The 16786-nt window shown below is 60.8% G+C and carries 17 protein-coding genes; 12 read left to right on the top strand and 5 right to left on the bottom strand.

Annotation, left to right across the window (positions count from 1 at the left end):
* The first annotated feature begins 88 nt into the window (after window positions 1-88).
* A complete protein-coding gene (locus AKV04_RS06195; RefSeq protein ID WP_054005610.1) occupies window positions 89-967 on the top strand; it encodes a transglutaminase family protein in 879 nt (292 codons plus the stop codon).
* Window positions 968-974: 7 nt separating this feature from the next.
* Here the strand turns inward: AKV04_RS06195 and AKV04_RS06190 are convergent, their stop codons facing one another.
* The gene (locus tag AKV04_RS06190) at window positions 975-1652 is read right to left on the bottom strand and encodes a GntR family transcriptional regulator (protein ID WP_054005564.1); all 678 of its coding nucleotides are present in this window, start codon (window positions 1650-1652) and stop codon (window positions 975-977) included.
* Window positions 1653-1788: 136 nt separating this feature from the next.
* Between AKV04_RS06190 and AKV04_RS06185 the strand changes: the two genes are divergently transcribed.
* The 10 genes from AKV04_RS06185 to AKV04_RS06140 all read left to right on the top strand — a co-directional run bounded on the left by AKV04_RS06185 (window position 1789) and on the right by AKV04_RS06140 (window position 11754).
* Window positions 1789-2910 (top strand): cupin domain-containing protein, encoded by a 1122-nt coding sequence (locus AKV04_RS06185; protein ID WP_054005563.1) that lies wholly within the window; start codon window positions 1789-1791, stop codon window positions 2908-2910.
* 9 nt (window positions 2911-2919) lie between these two features.
* Window positions 2920-3840 carry a fumarylacetoacetate hydrolase family protein gene (locus tag AKV04_RS06180; RefSeq protein WP_054005562.1) on the top strand — a complete coding sequence of 307 codons (921 nt, stop codon included), beginning with the start codon at window positions 2920-2922 and terminating at the stop codon, window positions 3838-3840.
* Window positions 3841-3922: 82 nt separating this feature from the next.
* A complete protein-coding gene (locus AKV04_RS06175; RefSeq protein WP_054005561.1) occupies window positions 3923-4846 on the top strand; it encodes a carbon-nitrogen hydrolase family protein in 924 nt (307 codons plus the stop codon).
* Entirely contained in the window at window positions 4846-5481 is a 636-nt protein-coding gene (locus AKV04_RS06170; protein WP_054005560.1) for a flavin reductase family protein, read from the top strand. Before AKV04_RS06175 ends, AKV04_RS06170 begins: the two co-directional genes overlap by 1 nt.
* Before the next feature lie 116 nt (window positions 5482-5597).
* Window positions 5598-6650 (top strand): M29 family metallopeptidase, encoded by a 1053-nt coding sequence (locus tag AKV04_RS06165; RefSeq protein ID WP_054005559.1) that lies wholly within the window; start codon window positions 5598-5600, stop codon window positions 6648-6650.
* 17 nt (window positions 6651-6667) lie between these two features.
* Window positions 6668-7975: an acyl-CoA dehydrogenase family protein gene (locus AKV04_RS06160; protein ID WP_054005558.1), complete on the top strand. Its 1308-nt coding sequence runs from the start codon at window positions 6668-6670 to the stop codon at window positions 7973-7975.
* A gap of 1 nt (window position 7976) precedes the next feature.
* Window positions 7977-9257, top strand: a complete 1281-nt coding sequence (locus AKV04_RS06155) for an alpha/beta fold hydrolase (RefSeq protein ID WP_054005557.1) — start codon at window positions 7977-7979, stop codon at window positions 9255-9257.
* Window positions 9254-9913 (top strand): TetR/AcrR family transcriptional regulator, encoded by a 660-nt coding sequence (locus AKV04_RS06150; protein ID WP_054005556.1) that lies wholly within the window; start codon window positions 9254-9256, stop codon window positions 9911-9913. Before AKV04_RS06155 ends, AKV04_RS06150 begins: the two co-directional genes overlap by 4 nt.
* Window positions 9910-11253: a glutamine synthetase family protein gene (locus AKV04_RS06145; RefSeq protein ID WP_054005555.1), complete on the top strand. Its 1344-nt coding sequence runs from the start codon at window positions 9910-9912 to the stop codon at window positions 11251-11253. Before AKV04_RS06150 ends, AKV04_RS06145 begins: the two co-directional genes overlap by 4 nt.
* 3 nt (window positions 11254-11256) lie before the next feature.
* Window positions 11257-11754 (top strand): flavin reductase family protein, encoded by a 498-nt coding sequence (locus AKV04_RS06140; RefSeq protein WP_054005554.1) that lies wholly within the window; start codon window positions 11257-11259, stop codon window positions 11752-11754.
* Here the strand turns inward: AKV04_RS06140 and AKV04_RS06135 are convergent.
* The 4 genes from AKV04_RS06135 to AKV04_RS06120 all read right to left on the bottom strand — a co-directional run bounded on the left by AKV04_RS06135 (window position 11751) and on the right by AKV04_RS06120 (window position 15015).
* Window positions 11751-12713, bottom strand: coding sequence for a TerC family protein (locus AKV04_RS06135; protein ID WP_054005553.1), 963 nt, complete (start codon window positions 12711-12713; stop codon window positions 11751-11753). The two genes, AKV04_RS06140 and AKV04_RS06135, sit on opposite strands and share 4 nt — an antisense overlap.
* A 172-nt stretch (window positions 12714-12885) precedes the next feature.
* Window positions 12886-13500, bottom strand: coding sequence for a TetR family transcriptional regulator C-terminal domain-containing protein (locus tag AKV04_RS06130; RefSeq protein WP_054005552.1), 615 nt, complete (start codon window positions 13498-13500; stop codon window positions 12886-12888).
* Window positions 13501-14067, bottom strand: coding sequence for a DUF1349 domain-containing protein (locus AKV04_RS06125; protein ID WP_054005551.1), 567 nt, complete (start codon window positions 14065-14067; stop codon window positions 13501-13503).
* Between the two features lie 117 nt (window positions 14068-14184).
* Window positions 14185-15015, bottom strand: a complete 831-nt coding sequence (locus AKV04_RS06120; RefSeq protein WP_054005550.1) for an SDR family oxidoreductase — start codon at window positions 15013-15015, stop codon at window positions 14185-14187.
* A gap of 132 nt (window positions 15016-15147) precedes the next feature.
* Here AKV04_RS06120 and AKV04_RS06115 point away from each other — a divergent pair, with 132 nt between their 5' ends.
* Window positions 15148-16626, top strand: coding sequence for an AMP nucleosidase (locus AKV04_RS06115; RefSeq protein ID WP_054005609.1), 1479 nt, complete (start codon window positions 15148-15150; stop codon window positions 16624-16626).
* Window positions 16627-16786: the final 160 nt, after the last annotated feature.

The raw sequence follows: 16786 nt of genomic DNA, 5'->3' as shown, positions 1-16786 counted from the left end.
ATAGTCTTATCGAAAAACGCGTTCGAGCGTATGCGAGAGGCAGAGACTTTCGATTCAATGTGAACCGGACATGCACGAGGGGCGGGCGGTGATCTACGACATCAAACTGCAAATTGCCTATCAATATGCCAATCCGGCGGTGGGCGGGCGGCATGTGGTCTGCGTGATGCCGTTGGACATGCCCGGTCAGCGCGTGCAGGCCAGCCTGCTCGACATCACCCCACGCCCGGAAGAACGCTTGGACCGCTTGGATTTCTTCGGCAACCGCATCACCGAGTTCAGCTTTCGTGGTCCGCATGACTCAGTGGCCTTCACCATGAAAGCCCGGATCGAGCGGCTGGTGATCCCCAGCCTGCCCAGCAATGCCATCGCTTTGTCCGCGATGCCCGCCGCTTTGGCCGCGCAGCGCGATCTTGGCCCGAATTCACCGCTGCATTTCCTATCACCCTCGGTCCGTGTCCCGCGTGACCGCGCGATGACCGCCTTTGCCCATGGCGCGCTGCACCCAGATATGGATGTGGCCGAAGCCGTCGTCGCCGTAGGCAGCGCGCTGCACCGTCACATGAAGTTTGACCCCGAAGCCACCACAGTTGACACCCCAGCGACCGAGGCTTTCGCCAAGCGTCACGGCGTCTGTCAGGATTTTTCGCACATCATGATCGCTTGCCTGCGCGGCATCGGCATCCCGGCAGGCTATGTCAGCGGCTTCCTGCGCACTCTGCCACCGCCCGGAAAACCCCGGCTGGAAGGGGCCGATGCGATGCATGCTTGGGTGCGTGCATGGTGCGGTCCTGACGCTGGCTGGATCGAGTTCGACCCCACCAACGACAAACTTGCCGGAGAAGATCACATCGTCGTGGCGCGGGGTCGCGATTACGCCGATGTCTCGCCGATCAAAGGCACGATGCGGATTTCGGGCGGCCAAAAAAGCAAACAAGCCGTCGATGTGATCCCGCTTGCGGGGTAAACCACAGCTATGCGGTTTGCGCCTGCGGTGCCGCCGCCATCTGCGCCTCGATGAACCGCGCGGTGCGCAGATAATGTTCGGCCAGCAGATCGCAGGCCAAATCGGCATCCCGCGCCAGTGTCGCCTGCGACAAAGCCGCGTGTTCGGCCTGAATATCGCGATGATGTTCAACATTGCGCTGTTGCAGCATCGGATAACGATAGCGCTCGGCCTCAACATACAGCCGCTGGAAAAACTCCAGCAGCCAGCTTGAGCCACAGCCCGCAATCAGTGCCAGATGAAAGCCGCGATGGCGATCTTCCAGCAGCTTTTGCTCATCCGCATTCGCCTCCACCGCCCGCGCCGATTGCAGCATCAAGCCATGCAGGGCGCTGACAATCCCGGCCTCCCAATCATCGTCGCCCAGTTCGATGGAAAGCCGCAGCGCGCGCTGTTCGATCAGCACACGGGTGTTGATGGTATCCCACATTTCCGCCATCGACAGCGGCGCCACCGAAAACCCCCGTAAGGCGATCGAGGTCACCAGCCGCTCGGCCTGCAAGCGGTTCAACGCCTCACGCAGCGGCGAGAATCCCATGCCATAGCGCTCAGACAGCTGCGCCATCCGCAACGGTTTGCCCGGAGCCAGCACCCCCCGCACAATGTCTCGCCGCAACGCGTCATAGGCGGTTTCTGCCAAAGTCATCCGGGGCCTCTTTCTGCTGCGCCCAGTATGGCGCAGGGTAGATCAGATGGCAATTTCATTATTTTCGAAAATATGACTTGCTTGCGAAAATAATTCTGGCATTTTAGACGAACAAAGTCGACATAAGGGGGCAGGGATGAGCAATCAGCGCGAAAATCACCGCGAGGACGTGGCCGGCCGTGCCAATGTCGAAGACACGCCCGAACTGTTGGCCTATTACGAGCAGCTCGAAAAATTTAGCACCGGTGCTTTGTGGACGGTGGCCAATAAGATCGAACCGTGGCAACCGAAAAGCCAATCGGTCCCCGTGGTTTGGCGCTACCGTGATCTGCGCGAGCAAGTCCTGCGCTCGGTGCAGCTGGTGACGCCCGAAAAAGCTGGGCGGCGGGTGATCTATCTTAACAACCCCGGTCGCACCGATGTTGCCGCAGCGGTCGGCTGGATTTACGCAGGCCTGCAAGTGATGAACCCCGGCGAGGTCGCCTCGGCCCACCGCCATTCCGCCAGCGCCATTCGCTTCATCATGGAAGGCAGCGGCGCTTATACCGTCGTCGATGGCCACAAGATGACCTTGGGCGCGAATGATTTTGTGCTGACCCCCAACGGCACTTGGCACGAACACGGTGTTGCCGCCGAGGGCACCCCCTGCATCTGGCAAGACGGCCTCGACATCCCCTTCGTCAACGCGATGGAGGCGAATTTCTACGAGGTCCACCCCGATCTTGGCCAAGCTGTCGGCTATCCGGTGGATGATATGACCAAGACCTGGGGCAACGCAGGCCTGACCCCCGGCGGTGGCGCTTGGAGCAAAGGCTACAGCCCGATGTTCAAATACGAATGGGCCCCGACCTATGACGCACTGGTGAAATACGCCAGCACCACCGACGGCTCGCCCTTTGATGGCGTGCTAATGGAGTATGTGAACCCGGTCACCAACGGCCCGGTGATGCAAACCCTTGGCGCGTCCATGCAACTGCTGCGCGCGGGCGAACACACCAAAGCCCACCGCCACACTGGCAGCTACCTCTATCATGTCGCCAAAGGCAAAGGCCATTCCATCATCAACGGCCAGCGCTATGACTGGCAGGAACGCGATATTTTCTGTGTGCCGTCATGGGCTTGGCATGAACACGTCAACGATCAACCGGGGGAGGATGCCTGCCTGTTCTGCCTGTCGGACCTTCCCGTCATGCGGGCCTTGGGCCTCTACCGTGAAGAAGCCTTTGGCGACACCAACGGCCATCAGCCGCTTCTGTAAGGACAAGATATGAAACTGGTAACTTACCGCGCCTCGGTCGAGGCCGCAGCAAAGCTGGGCGTTATGGACGGCGATCTGGTCGTCGATGTGGCCCGCCTGGGCGCGATGATGGGCGAAGATCTGCCCGATTCCATGCTGGCCCTGATCGACGCAGGCCGCCCCGGTCTGGCAACGCTGAAAGCCTGCCTTGAGGGCGCCGAGGGCGATTATACCACCGGCGTTGCCACCGATCTGGCCAATGTCACCCTGCTTGCCCCGATCCCGCGTCCCCGCAAGAACATCTTCGGCATCGGCCTGAACTATGTTGAACATGTCGCCGAAAGTGCTGCATCCCTCGACACCTCGAAAGACCTGCCGAAACAGCCGGTGATCTTTTCCAAACCGCCCACCACCATCATCGGCCCCGGCTGTGCCATCGAACACAACGCCAAAATCACCCAGCAACTCGATTGGGAGGTGGAACTTGCCGTGATCATCGGCACCACCGCCCGCCGTGTCACCCGCGAAAACGCGTTGAATCACGTCTTCGGCTATTCGGTGATGATCGACATCTCGGCCCGCGACAACCGCCGCGCCGGGCAATGGATTTTCTCCAAGGGCCAAGACACCTACGCCCCTTTCGGCCCTTGCATCATCACCGCCGATGATATCCCCGACCCGCAAACGCTGGACCTCTGGCTCACGGTTAATGGCGTCGAAAAGCAGCGCTCCAACACCCGCCACATGCTGTTCAAGGTCGATACGCTGATTGCCGACATTTCCGCTGGCATCACGCTGGAACCGGGCGACATCATCGCCTCGGGCACCCCGGAGGGCGTCGGCGCGGGGCGGACCCCGCAAGAATGGCTCTGGCCCGGTGATGTGGTTGTGGCGACGGTTGAAGGCATTGGCACCATCCGGCACCCAATCGTCAACGCCACCCCAGACTAACGCTTAGGTCATCCTCTGTGCTCAAATATCCCGGGGGTCCGGGGGCTGGCCCCCGGCGGTCTGCCACAAAAGGAACGCCTAAATGACTTTCACCGTCGCCGTCGCCCAAATCGCCTCGCTGCCCAACGACCCGCTCGCCACCGCTGAAAAAGCCGCCGCCGCCCTGCGCGAAGCCGCCGCCAAGGGCGCGAAACTGGTGGTGTTCCCCGAGGCGCTATTAGGTGGCTACCCGAAAGGTGCCAGCTTCGGTGCCCCGATAGGGATGCGCAAACCCGAAGGTCGCGCCGCCTTCGCGCGCTACCACGCCGCCGCCATCGACCTTGACGGCCCCGAAATCGCCCTGCTGGCCGAGGCCACCGCTGAAACCAACACCTTCGCCGTCATCGGCGCCATCGAGCGCGACGGGGCCACACTCTACTGCACCGCGCTCTATTTCGATGGCGCGAAAGGCCTTGTCGGCAAGCACCGCAAACTGATGCCCACCGCCGCCGAGCGGCTGATCTGGGGCTTTGGCGATGGCTCGACCCTGCCGACCTTCAAGACCGATTTAGGCACCATTGGCGCGGTGATCTGCTGGGAAAACTACATGCCCGCACTCAGGATGCACATGTATCATCAAGGTGTTAGCCTCTACTGCGCCCCCACCGCCGATGACCGTGACACTTGGCTGCCCACCATGCAGCATATCGCGATGGAGGGCCGGACCTTTGTGCTGACCGCCTGCCAGCACATCACCCGCGCCGCTTACGGCCCCGAGCATGAAAGTGCGCTGGGCGATGCCCCCGATACGGTGATGATGCGCGGCGGCTCTGCCATCATCGGCCCCTTGGGCAAGGTGCTGGCTGGCCCGGATTTCAGCGGTGAGACCATTCTTTACGCCGAAATCGACCCCACCGAGGTGATGCGCGCCAAATATGATTTCGACGTGACAGGCCACTACGCCCGCCCCGATGTGTTTGAACTCGCCGTCGATACCCGCGCCAAACGTGCTGTGACGGAAATCTGATGCGCTGGGATTTGGATAAGGTGGCCGAGCCCATTGCCTACAAACTGCTCGCCGCCACCGTGATGCCGCGCCCGATTGCTTGGGTGGTGACGCAAAGCCACGACGGCAAGCTAAACGCCGCCCCTTACAGCTTTTTCAATGTCATGGGCTCCGCCCCGCCGACCCTCGTGCTGGGCCTGATGGCCGACCCTACGCGCGGCTTCAAGGATACGGCGGCGAACATCCTCGCCACGGGCGAATTTGTGGTCAATCTGGTGCCCGAGGCACTGGTGCAGCAGATGAACACCACCTCGGTCGATGCGCCAACCGGGGTGAACGAACTTAACCTCGCGGGCCTAGAAACTGAGGCTTCGGTGCATATCCGCCCGCCGCGCATCGCTGCCAGCCCGGTGGCGTTTGAATGTCGGATGCTGTCCTCGGTGGTCACTGGCCCGCATCAAACCATCGTCATCGGTCGCGTGCTGGCGGCGCATATCGACGACCGTTTCATCCTGAACGCGGAACGCGCGCATATCGACACCCCCGCCCTGAATCTCGTCGCCCGCAGCTATGGCTCAACCTACGTCCGCAGCCATGACACCTTCGAGTTGGACCGCCCGAAATGGGCCGAGTGGTCTGCGAAAAACCTGAAATAATCGGCGTTCTGCAAGATTTTCGAAAATCTTGTTGACACAAAGATGAGTCTGATAATTACTAAACCGATCAGTAAAATTATTAGACTCAAATCCAGTGGGTCAAGGGGGAAGCCGCGATGATGCAAGAACGGATAGAGGGCAAATGGCTGGCCGCCTTCCGCCGCGTTTTGGCATTGAATGGCATCGGCAAAGGCACCCCCATTGCCATCCTCGCCGAAACCCAATCCCGACCGGTGCTGATCCATCTTTGCGAACTCGCCGCCTACGATCTGGGTGCCGAGTTCTGCATCATCACCATGCCGACCCCGCCGCAGAACGCCCCGGTTCCGGTCAAATCCACCGGCACCTCTTGGGCAATCCAGCAGAACCGCGCGGTGATCGAGGCCCTGAAACGTGTCGAAGTCATCGTAGATTGCACCGTTGAAGGCTTGATCCACGCCCCCGAATGGCCCGAGATCGAAGCCGCAGGTCGCACCCGCCTGCTGGTGATCACCAACGAACACCCCGAAATTCTGGAACGCACCGAACCACGCGCCGAACACGGCCCCAAGGTGCAACTCGGCACCCAGATGCTGCGCGAAGCGTCAGAGATGCGCGTGACCTCTGCCGCTGGCACCGATCTGACCATCAACCTGCGCGACGCGCCCTGTGGCGGCACGGCGGGTTTTGGCACCAAGCCCGGCGATGTGGCGCATTGGCCGGGTGGCCTCTGCCTCGCCTTCCCCGGCAAGAACGCGGTGAACGGGCGGATCGTGATGGACGTGGGCGATATGAACCTGACGTTTAAAACCTACCTCACCAGCCGCATCGATTGCACCATCGAGAATGATTTTGTCACCGACATCAAGGGCGACGGTATCGACGCCTTGCATTTCCGCGAATACATGGCCGCGTGGGACGATCCGAACGCTTACGGCCTTAGCCACGTCGGTTGGGGCATGAACCCGCACGCCCATTGGATCAGCGCCGCCATGTACGACAAGCGCGACATGCAGGCCGTCGAATTCCGCGCCCTCGCAGGCTCGTTCCTGTGGTCCACCGGTGCCAACCAATACGCCGGCCGCTACACGCTTGGTCATTTCGACCTGCCCATGCGCAACTGCACCATCGCCCTTGACGGACGCATCGTCGTCAAAGCGGGCATCCTTCAAGGCGAACTGGCGCTTTAAGCGCAACGGAGAACACCATGAGCACGATTGCCGATTACTACGACCTGTCCCGCATCCGCCCCGAAGTCCAAGCGGTCCTGAACCGCCTGAACGAAATGGGCCCGACCTTCGCCGCCCGCGCCAAGGGCATCGACGTGGAAGCCAGTTTCCCAGTGGAAAACTACAAAGACCTCGCCGCCGAAGGCTTCCTGACCCTCACCGTCCCCACCGAATTCGGCGGCCACGGTTTCACCTTAGGCGAATACGCCATGTGCGGCGCCGAGATCGGCAAATACTGCGGGGCCACCGCCCTGACCTTCAACATGCACAACTCGTCGATGATGTGGTCGCGCTTCATGTATGAACTGCCGAACCTCACCGACGAAGACCGCGCCGCCTTCGCCCCCTTGCGCGAACGCCAATTCCGCCGCGCGGTGGCCGAACAGGGCATCTATTCGCAGCCTATATCCGAAGCAGGCCAGAACTGGACCAGCAAACCCGCCCAAACCAACTGCCGCAAGGTGGATGGCGGCTGGCTGATCAACGGCTTTAAGAAATTTGCCAGCCTTGCGGGTTATTGCGACTATTACTCCATCGTCTGCACCGAACATTTCGACGGCATCGAACCCCGCCACGAAGACACCATGATCTTCGTCGTCCCGAAAGAGGCCAAAGGCCTGACCGTGCAGGGCACATGGGATCCTCTGGGAATGCGCGGCACCAACTCCCGCGATCTGGTGCTGAAAGACGTGTTCGTTTCGGAAGAAGATCTGATGATGCCGCGCGGATTGTTCATCAAAACCCTGCCGCATTGGCCGCATATGATGGCCACCCTATCCCCCACCTACATGGGCCTCGCCCAAGGTGCCTATGACTTCACTGTGGCTTACTTGCGCGGTGAGGTCGAAGGCCAGCCCGCCGCCGACCGCCGCATGTTCGGCACCAAACGCATCGCGGTGGGCCGCATGTATGCCCGTCTGGCGAACATGCGCGCCCTGTGGTGGCAGGCGTTTATGGAGGCGCAAGGTATGCCTTCCAAGGCGCAAGTGCTGCGGATGTATGCCGCCCAATACAACGTCATGGAAGGCGTGCAGGAAATCGCCGCCCTTGCGATCCGCACCTGTGGCGGCCAGTCGATGCTGAAATCCATGCCCTTGGAACGCATGTATCGCGACAGCCGCTGCGGTGCGCTGATGCTGCCCTATACATCGGAAATCATGGAGGATTATCTGTCTGTCCTTACCCTCTATGACACCAATGAGCTCGACAAAGCCCCCGGCGACGAAGGCGGCGCACGTTCCTCGCTCTGGCGCGGTGACAGCGGCACGCTGAAAGGACTGCGCTGACATGACCCGCGAAACCGTCCACGTCATGGGCCGCACCAGCGCCACGCCCGACGCCATCTGGGCCATAGCCCGCGACTTCTGCGGCGCATGGCACCCCGGCCTCGCCACCATCACGCCTGAGCGCAGCGAGAGCGGTGCCGAAATCCGCCGCTTCACCGCCCACGGCGAAGACACCGTCTACCGCGAGCAACTGATCTACCGCTCTGACAGCGACCGTAGCCTCGCCTACACCCACCTTGAAGGCATCCGGGGTGCCGACCGCTACACCGCCCGCCTGACGATTTCCCCTGTCACCGGCGGCTCTGTGATCAATTGGAGCGCGGAAATCGTGGCCCCCCCGGCCCGCGCCACCGAGATCGCCAACGGCACCAAACCGATCTTCGAGGCTGGCATCACCGCGCTTTCTGCCGCTACCCCTCAGCCCATCGAGCCAGACCCAACCCTCACCAACGCCCCGCTAGAAACCCGCATCCTGCCCGGCACCCCGCAACTGGCGCTGACCCACACGCCCGCCAAACCCGGCCCGCTGATCCTGTTCCTGCACGGCATCGGCGGCGCGCGCAGCAACTGGGCCGCACAACTGCAAGCCGCAGGCAATTTCGCCCAAGCCGCCGCCCTCGATCTGCGCGGTTACGGCGACAGCACCCTCGGCTTCCGCCAATCCACCATCGACGACTACTGCGAAGACATCCTGCGCGTCATGGCCGAATTCAACGCCGAAAAACTGATCCTCTGCGGCCTGTCCTATGGCTCTTGGATCGCCACCAGCTTCGCGATGCGCCACCCCGAAAAACTCGCGGGCCTTGTGCTCTCCGGCGGCTGCACCGGCATGTCCGAAGCTGGTCCCGAAGAACGCGAAGCCTTCCGCGTCAGCCGCGAAGTCCCGCTCGACGCAGGCCAAACCCCCGCCGATTTTGCGCCCGCCGTCGTCGGCATCATCGCAGGCCCCAACGCCTCCGATGCCATCCGTGCCGAGCTGCTGGCCTCGATGTCCGCCATCCCCGCCGCCACCTACCGCGATGCCCTGCGCTGCTTCACCAACCCTTTGGAACGCTTCGACTTCGCCAAACTCACCATGCCCGTGCTGTTGATGACAGGCGAACACGACCGCCTCGCACCCCCGTCAGAGATCCGCGCCGTTGCAGGCCGCATCACCGACGCCGCCCCCCGCCCCGACGTGCGGTTCGAAGTGATCGCCGACGCAGGCCATGTCTGCAACGTCGCCCAACTCAGCGCCTACAACCGCCCCCTGCTGCAATTCATCCGCAAGGTGATCGCATGACAGCCATCCCGCAACGCGAACTCAACCGCCTCGCCAAACAACGCCGCATCCTTGACGCCGCTTTGTCGGTCTTTGCCGCCGAGGGCTATTCAGGCACCTCGATGGATGCCATCGCCCTCAAAGCTGCCGTCTCAAAACCCACGCTTTATCAATACTTTGGCACCAAAGAACAGCTTTTCACCGAGATCATGCTCGCCGAGCGCAACACCATGTTGCTGGCCTTCGATCACCCCGGCACCGATATGGTGGCAGAACTCCACAGTTTCGCATGGCATTACGCCGACACCGTGATGCGCCCCGAATTCCTCTCGCTCGCCCGCCTGATCATCGGTGAGGCGCAGCGCTTCCCCGAGATCGGTCGCGCCTACCAAGCCGCTGGCCCCGATCGCGTTCTGGCTGGCATGATCACCTACCTGACCCGCCAGCGCGACGCAGGCAAACTAACCTTCGACGATGCCGAACTCGCCGCTGAAGACCTCTGGGGCCTGATCCTTTCGGCCCCGCGTAACCAGGCCCTGCACCTGCCTGACCGCATCCCGACGCGAGCAGAACTTGCCCGCTACATCCACAACGGCCTGCGGGTTTTCCTGAAAGCCTATGCCACCGATCCGGCCCGCGACTTGGCCCAACTTCAAACCATCACGGGGACAAAATGAGCCTGCAAGCCTTCCTTGACGATGAAAACAGCCGCTTCGCCACCGTCGCCCTTGTCGATACCAACGGTCTGTTGCGCGGACAAATGGTCTCCACCCGCAGCCTGAAGGGCATCCTGAAATCCGGCATGGGCATGGCCCCGGCGCAGCTGGCGCTGGACCCCACCGATCAGATGTTAGAGATGCCCGGCGTCACCGATGGCACCTCGGATTTCCACGACGATCCGCTGATCGTTGACCCCACCTCGGCCCGCCGCATCCCTTGGGCGCGTCCCGGCCACGACCTTTTGCTGCTGACGCAATACTCCGGCGACACCGCCGCTCTTTGCCCACGCTCGATCCTGAAATCGGTGCTGGACCGCGCGAGCGCCGCAGGTTTCACCCCGAAATACGGCATGGAGCTGGAATACACCCTGTTCAATGAAACCCCCGAATCCGCCCGCGACAAAGGCTATCGCAACCTGAAAACCGCGACCATGCACGCCAGCCACGATCTGATCCTGTATCAAACCGTCCAACAAGAATGGTATGAGGCGGTCTCGGATATGTGCGGCCCCCTCCGCATCGACCTCGCCAAAATGCACGAAGAAATCGGTGGCGGTTTCATGGAGGCTTGCATTGGTGCTGGCGAAGGGCTGGAGCCTGCCGACCAACTGGTGCTCTTGAAAAACTTCATCCGCGCGCTGGCGATGCGCCAAGGCCGCTGCGTCACCTTCATGCCGCGCTGGACAGAAGACGCCGACAGCCAGTCGATCCACGTCCATATCTCGCTGAAAGACCGCGCGGGCAAACCCTTGTTCTACCAAGACGGCGAGAAAAATGGCATCTCCCAAACCTTCCGCCATTTCATCGGCGGCTTGCAGCGCTACATCGGCGACATGACCCTGATCTGCCAGCCCACCGTCAACTCCTACCGCCGCTTCGCCCCCGGCACCTTCGCGCCCCCCGGCTTGACCTGGGGCTATGAGAACCGCACCACCTGCTTCCGCGTCGTCGGCCATGACGCCGGAAGCCTGCGCGTCGAAAACCGCCTGCCCGGTGCCGATACCAACCCCTATCTTACCGCCGCCGCCACCATCGCCGCAGGGGTTGCAGGCATCATCGAGCAGATCGAACCCGAACCCGAGGTCATCGGCAACGGCCACACCCTGACCGGCGAGCGCCCCGATTTCGCCCGCTCGATGCCCGAAGCCATCACCCGCCTGCGCAACTCGGCCTTCGCCAAAGACTGGCTCGGCCCCCGCTTTGTCGAGGCATTCTCTGCCACCCGCCAAAGCCAATACGACCAATTCCGCAAGAAAGTCCCCGATGTCGAACTGCAACGCTTCTTTGATCTGGGGTAATAAATGACTGACCTGCGCCAACACTTCATCGAAGGCATGAGCCGCGCCGCCACCTTCGTTTCCGTCGTCACCACTGATGGCGAGGCGGGCCGCTTCGGCGTCACCGTCTCGTCGATGACCTCGGTGTCCGCCGATGGCGCAGGCCCGTCGCTGCTGGTCTGCGTCCACCACCTGTCGCCAGCGGCCACCGCCATCCTGCGCAACCGCGCCTTCTGCGCCAACCTGCTCAGCGCCGCGCAACACGGCACCTCTGACCTGTTCTCGGGCCGCCAAAAGCCGCAAGGTGACCGCTTTGATGAGGTGAAATGGCATCCGGGGCAGGCGGGTCAACCGATCTTGACCGAGGCTTCCGCCAGCTTCGAATGTAGCTTGAAGACAGCTCTACTCTGGGAAACCCACTACATTATGGTCGGCGAAGTCAGCGCCGTGGCGCTGACCGATAACCATGATGCGCTGCTCTATGGACAGCGCGCTTACAAACGCGCTGTCCATATCCCTTAGGAATGCTCAACCTTAGAGTCACCGCGCGTCTTGTACAGGCTGAACCCCACGCCAGCCGCCAAGATCGCGAAGGTTATGCCCAGCGACCAGCTTGGCGGAAACTTCTCCAGATCCATCCAGTCGGCGACAAACACTTTCGAGCCGATGAACACCAACAACAACGACAGCGCGTATTTCAGATAAGCAAAGCGGTGCAAGATCGCAGACAAAGCGAAATACAGCGCGCGCAGACCCAGAATAGCGAAGATGTTAGAGGTATAAACGATGAACGGATTGGTGGTGATCGCGAACACCGCAGGCACCGAATCCACCGCGAACACCAGATCGGCAATCTCAATCAGCACCAGCGCCAGAAACAGCGGCGTCACATAGCGCAACCCGTCGCGCTTCACGAAAAACGCGTTGCCCTCAAGCCCCTCCGTCACCCGCATCCGCCGCTTCAAAAACCGCAGCACCGGGCCATCGACCGAGTGTTTGCTCTCGTCGATGAACAACATCCGCACGCCGGTAAAGATCAGGAAGGCGGCAAAGACATAGAGCAACCATGAATACTCAGCGACCAAAGTAGCGCCCAGACCAATCATGATGCCGCGCAACACGATCACGCCCAGAATACCCCAGAACAGCACCCTATGCTGATACATCCGGGGAATGGCAAAACTGCTGAAAATCAATGCGATGACAAACACGTTGTCCATCGCAAGGGTCTTTTCCACCACAAACGCCGTCAGATACTGCGCCGTGGCTTCCGAGCCCATCTGCCAATAGACAAAGCCCGAAAACGCCATGCCCAAGGTGATGTACACCGCCGACAAGCGCAGGCTTTTCGACACGCCGATCTCTTGATCGCCGTTGTTCACCAACCCCAGATCGGCGGCCAGCAGCACCAATACGATGGTGATGAAGGTCAGCCACATCCACAGCGGTGTGCCCAAAAATAGTGAAGTGATAATGTCCATACTGTCCTCTGTTTTGCATATCGCGCCAGAGGTCAGCCAAGGTCTACGGGCATGACATCGAGCGCACTCGATGCGATCCGACATCACGATGCAACATCGTCAGAGGGGCCCGTCTCGCATCCCATGAGATGGGGCGGGGTTGCAGCACTTCAACCCCAGTGGCCGAAAATTCTCACGCCCGCGTGAAAGATTTTGGAAAAAATGCCGCAGCAACGGCCTGCAAGGTCTCCAGCGCCTCATCAACGCTATAAGGCTCGGCTTGCGTCACAAGGTCCATCCAAAGCCCCTCACTGGCCACCCGGATCGCCCGCGCCACCCGCTCGGCATTGCCCGTTGGGCCCAGCAGAGCCGCACACAAATTCTCCAGTTTGGTGACGTATTCCGCGTTGTTAGAGCCGCATTTCTCTTGATAGAGCGGCCTGCTTTGCGCCTCGCCCCAGAACGCACACCACGCCGCCAAACGTTGCGGCGTGCAGAGTTCGGGGCGGAAATCGGCACGGATCAGCGCATCCAACTGCGCCGCAGGCTCGTGCGGGGCCGCTGCCAGTGCGGTCTGCCAGTTCTGCACATATTCATCAGCCAGATAGGTTAGCGTTTCGGCCAGCAGCAGGTCTTTGGACTGAAAATGAAAGTTCACCAGACCATGCGACAGCCCAGCCTGATTGGCCACATCGCTCATCGTGACGCGGGCATAGCCCTTGATCGCCAGCACTGCGATGGTTGCCTCTATCAACTGTTCCCGCCGCGCCTCCCGCGACAGTTTTCGGGGCGGTTTCGGCTTGGTCATTCAATAGGCTTCCGTTGAAATTGGCGGTGTTAGAGCCATTTTTTCAAACACAATCTGCAACCCCGCGCGTGATGGCGAGCAGCACATCACCCCAGCATCGACCACCAATTCGGGCGGGAAATAAGCCAGCCGCAGCATCTGCCAAACCTCCCCCGCCAAATATTGCACCCAAACTGCATCCCGCACCCGTGTCAGCCGCAAGTGTAACTGGCCGTCAAACTCGGGTAGTGGCATCTGCGACCAATCCGACATGCCATTCGTCACCACCACCGCCAGATGTGCGGTGCCGCCAACATACTCGATGCCGCATTTCACCCAATGCGTCGCATCGGCGCGGATCATCAGCCCGGCTTGGTCATATTGCTGCGAAAAAGCGGCTCTAAACGCCGTTTCGAGACTGAAATCGCCCGATGCAGGCTGATGCAGGAAATGGCCATTGTGGTGCCGAAAGCCGTAGTAGGTGCCGTGCCAGAAGTCGGTTTGATCGCCAGTGGTTACATGCAGTCCCGCCGCATCATGGCTAGCCTTGGCGGGCGGGTTTAGCCAATTCAAGTCGTTCCAATTCATAGCCAGCTCCTTGAATGTGCGCCGGATTGGCGAGCGCAAAGTGTAAATTTTTCCTTAACGGAAAACATGTAATTTATCTAAATCAATAGCTTAACGTCTGGTCCCAACTCGGGACCATCACTTCAAAAGCCCACTAAGCCCGTCCTGATAGGTCGGATAAGCCAGCCTCACCCCCAAATCCCGCTTGATCAGATCATTCCGAACCCGCTTCGATTCCGAATAGAAACTGACCTGCATCGGCGTCATCTGAGCCTCCTCAAACCGCACTGTCGGCGGCTCCGGCAACCCCAGCAAAGCCGCAGCATAAGACAGCACATCCTCAGGCGGGGCAGGATTATCATCGCAGACATTATAGATAGTACCCGGATCAGGATGCAGGATCGAGCCAAGCAAGGTGGCTGCAATATCCGCCACATGGATGCGGCTGAACACCTGATTGGCCTTGATCACCCGCCGCGCCGAACCATCCCGCACCTTCTCAAACGGCCCGCGCCCCGGCCCGTATATCCCGGCCAGCCGAAACACCTGCACCGGCAACCCCGTGTCCAACCACTGCCGCTCCGCCAGCACCCGCGCCACGGCCCGCGCCGATTGTGGGTTGACCGGGGTCTCCTCATCCACCCAACCGCCCTGATGGTCGCCATAGACAGCGGTGGTGGAAAGGTAACCCACCCATTCAGCCCGCGCCGCCATGATCTGATCGCGAGCTGCATGCAGGAACGGATCGCCCGAACCATCGGGTGCTGCCGAGGCCAAGATATGCGTCGCCTGCGCCAAAGCCGCCCCAATATCGCACGGCCACAAAAGCGGCTCCACCCCCTGATCGCGCAGGGCAGCGATCCGCTCGGGCTCTCGGGTGGTGCCGATCACCCGCCAACCCTGCGGGATCAGCAGAGCGGTCAAGGCGGCGGCGGAATAGCCATGTCCAAGGGAAAGCAAGGTTTTCATCGCGCCTTTATTCCCGCCCGCCCCCGGCTTCGCAAGACCCCAGATGCGCGCAGGGCTGCGTCATCAAGACTTCACTTGCGAAATCGCCCGCTTCGGCCTTAGATGCCCGATCAAAAAGAAGAAGATGATGCCATGAACGACGAACCCGCTCTAATCCTGATCCCTGATTTCACCGCCCCAGACTCCTATACCGATGCCGCTGAAGCCGTGGATCGCCTGGAGGTGCTTTACAATGACGCCACGAGTTTCCTATCCCAGCATTTCAGCGCTTCGGTCACAGGCGCCAAACCCGCCACCCGCATCCGCGCGTTTTATCCTGAAATCCGGTTGACCGTCAGCAGCCATATCAAGACTGACAGCCGCCTTGCCTTTGGCCATGTCGCCAGCCCCGGCACCTATGCCACCACGGTCACCCGGCCCGACCTGTTCCGCAACTATCTGATCCAGCAGATCAGCCTGTTGATGCAGAACCACAGTGTTTCGGTGCAGATCGGCTATTCTGACACGCCGATCCCGGTGCACTTCGCGGTGGCGGGCAACCCAGCGGTGTCGGTGCCGCAAGAGGGTGTGCTGGAGTTTTCGCTGCGCGATGTGTTCGATGTGCCGGATTTGGCGACCACCAACGATGACATCGTTAACGGCACCCGCACCCATAACGCCGATGGCTCGCAGCCGCTTGCCCCCTTCACGGCGCAAAGGGTGGATTACAGCCTTGCGCGACTGTCACACTACACCGCGACCGATCCGACGCATTTCCAGAACCATGTGCTGTTCACCAACTATCAGTTCTACGTTGATGAGTTTGAGGCCTATGCCCGCACCACACTGGCCGATGAAGACTCGGGCTACGTCAGCTTTGTGGCAACTGGAAATCAGGAAATCACCACGCCGGATGGGGTGATTTTGCCCTCGACCAAGACGCCGCAGATGCCGACGTATCACCTCAAACGCGCTGACGGGAACGGCATTACGCTGGTCAATATCGGGGTGGGGCCGTCGAACGCCAAAACTGCGACCGACCATATCGCGGTGCTGCGCCCGCATGCTTGGCTGATGGTTGGGCATTGCGCCGGATTACGAAACAGTCAGTCTTTGGGCGATTTTTGCCTTGCTCATGCTTACCTGCGCGAAGATCATGTGTTGGACGACGATCTGCCGGTCTGGGTGCCGATCCCCGCGCTGGCCGAAATTCAGATCGCGCTGCAAGAGGCTGTCGCCGAGGTCACCCAGTTGGAAGGCTATGAGCTGAAACGCATCATGCGGACTGGCACCGTGGCCACGATTGATAACCGGAATTGGGAGCTGCGCGACAAATCCGGCCCGGTGCAGCGGCTGTCGCAAAGCCGTGCAATTGCGCTGGATATGGAGAGTGCGACGATTGCCGCCAATGGCTTCCGTTTCCGCGTCCCTTATGGCACCTTGCTGTGTGTTTCCGACAAACCGCTGCATGGCGAGCTGAAGCTGCCGGGTATGGCCAGCGAGTTCTACAAGACGCAGGTCAGTCGCCATCTGCAAATCGGCATCCGTGCGATGGAGCGGCTGCGCGACATGCCGATAGAGCGGATTCACAGCCGCAAGTTGCGCAGTTTTGAAGAGACAGCCTTCCTCTGACCAAAGCGGTTCAGGTTTACAAGGTATCGGAAATCGCTGCCTCGCGCGTCTCGCGAACGCGTTTTCCGATGCCCATGCTGCCGCGAAAACCTGAACCGCTCTAAGGAAATGCCTTATTTTAGGCCGAAAGGGCTTGCCATAGGGCGCAAAACCATGAGAA

This window comes from Cypionkella psychrotolerans (genome assembly GCF_001294535.1).
Classification (GTDB): Bacteria; Pseudomonadota; Alphaproteobacteria; order Rhodobacterales; family Rhodobacteraceae; genus Cypionkella; species Cypionkella psychrotolerans.
The sequence above is the reverse complement of the archived record's forward strand: the minus strand, read 5'-3'. Positions and strand labels throughout refer to the sequence as shown.

Bases quoted from the DNA above. Each gene is read 5' to 3' on its own strand.
- AKV04_RS06175 (WP_054005561.1), top strand. From the start codon at position 3,923: ATGACTTTCACCGTCGCCGTCGCCCAAATCGCCTCGCTGCCCAACGAC.
- AKV04_RS06165 (WP_054005559.1), top strand. From the start codon at position 5,598: ATGATGCAAGAACGGATAGAGGGCAAATGGCTGGCCGCCTTCCGCCGC.
- AKV04_RS06145 (WP_054005555.1), top strand. From the start codon at position 9,910: ATGAGCCTGCAAGCCTTCCTTGACGATGAAAACAGCCGCTTCGCCACC.
- AKV04_RS06180 (WP_054005562.1), top strand. From the start codon at position 2,920: ATGAAACTGGTAACTTACCGCGCCTCGGTCGAGGCCGCAGCAAAGCTG.
- AKV04_RS06155 (WP_054005557.1), top strand. From the start codon at position 7,977: ATGACCCGCGAAACCGTCCACGTCATGGGCCGCACCAGCGCCACGCCC.
- AKV04_RS06185 (WP_054005563.1), top strand. From the start codon at position 1,789: ATGAGCAATCAGCGCGAAAATCACCGCGAGGACGTGGCCGGCCGTGCC.
- AKV04_RS06140 (WP_054005554.1), top strand. From the start codon at position 11,257: ATGACTGACCTGCGCCAACACTTCATCGAAGGCATGAGCCGCGCCGCC.
- AKV04_RS06130 (WP_054005552.1), bottom strand. From the start codon at position 13,500: ATGACCAAGCCGAAACCGCCCCGAAAACTGTCGCGGGAGGCGCGGCGG.
- AKV04_RS06135 (WP_054005553.1), bottom strand. From the start codon at position 12,713: ATGGACATTATCACTTCACTATTTTTGGGCACACCGCTGTGGATGTGG.
- AKV04_RS06160 (WP_054005558.1), top strand. From the start codon at position 6,668: ATGAGCACGATTGCCGATTACTACGACCTGTCCCGCATCCGCCCCGAA.
- AKV04_RS06170 (WP_054005560.1), top strand. From the start codon at position 4,846: ATGCGCTGGGATTTGGATAAGGTGGCCGAGCCCATTGCCTACAAACTG.
- AKV04_RS06120 (WP_054005550.1), bottom strand. From the start codon at position 15,015: ATGAAAACCTTGCTTTCCCTTGGACATGGCTATTCCGCCGCCGCCTTG.
- AKV04_RS06150 (WP_054005556.1), top strand. From the start codon at position 9,254: ATGACAGCCATCCCGCAACGCGAACTCAACCGCCTCGCCAAACAACGC.
- AKV04_RS06190 (WP_054005564.1), bottom strand. From the start codon at position 1,652: ATGACTTTGGCAGAAACCGCCTATGACGCGTTGCGGCGAGACATTGTG.
- AKV04_RS06115 (WP_054005609.1), top strand. From the start codon at position 15,148: ATGAACGACGAACCCGCTCTAATCCTGATCCCTGATTTCACCGCCCCA.
- AKV04_RS06125 (WP_054005551.1), bottom strand. From the start codon at position 14,067: ATGAATTGGAACGACTTGAATTGGCTAAACCCGCCCGCCAAGGCTAGC.